Annotated in this window: 1 pseudogene; it reads right to left on the bottom strand. The window is 64.0% G+C overall.

Annotated features, from left to right (window positions below):
* A pseudogene (locus SB765_RS29760) lies at nt 1-272 on the bottom strand (type IV secretion system protein DotA-like protein); the annotation flags it as partial.

Raw genomic sequence — 272 nt, forward strand, 5'->3', positions numbered from 1 at the left:
GTGGCAGCCTGCCCTGGGTGCCGCCACCCAGGCGCATGCCGGTACCACTGCCCTGAACGCTCGAGCCAACCCGGCTCATGCCGCCTCGCATATCAGCCACCGCACTGGTCTCACCCATGCTGCCAAGGCCCCCGCCGATCCAGCTGAGCACCTGGTCAGGCAGGGTCTGGGGCAAGCCGAAGATCATGTACAACACGGGCAACAACGTCAGCCCGAACACCATGAACCACCACGCGAAGGTCAGAAACTCCGAAATGATGCCCACATTGCCC

Origin of the sequence: Pseudomonas sp. SIMBA_067, from assembly GCF_046534675.1 — a bacterium.
GTDB lineage: Bacteria > Pseudomonadota > Gammaproteobacteria > Pseudomonadales > Pseudomonadaceae > Aquipseudomonas > Aquipseudomonas putida.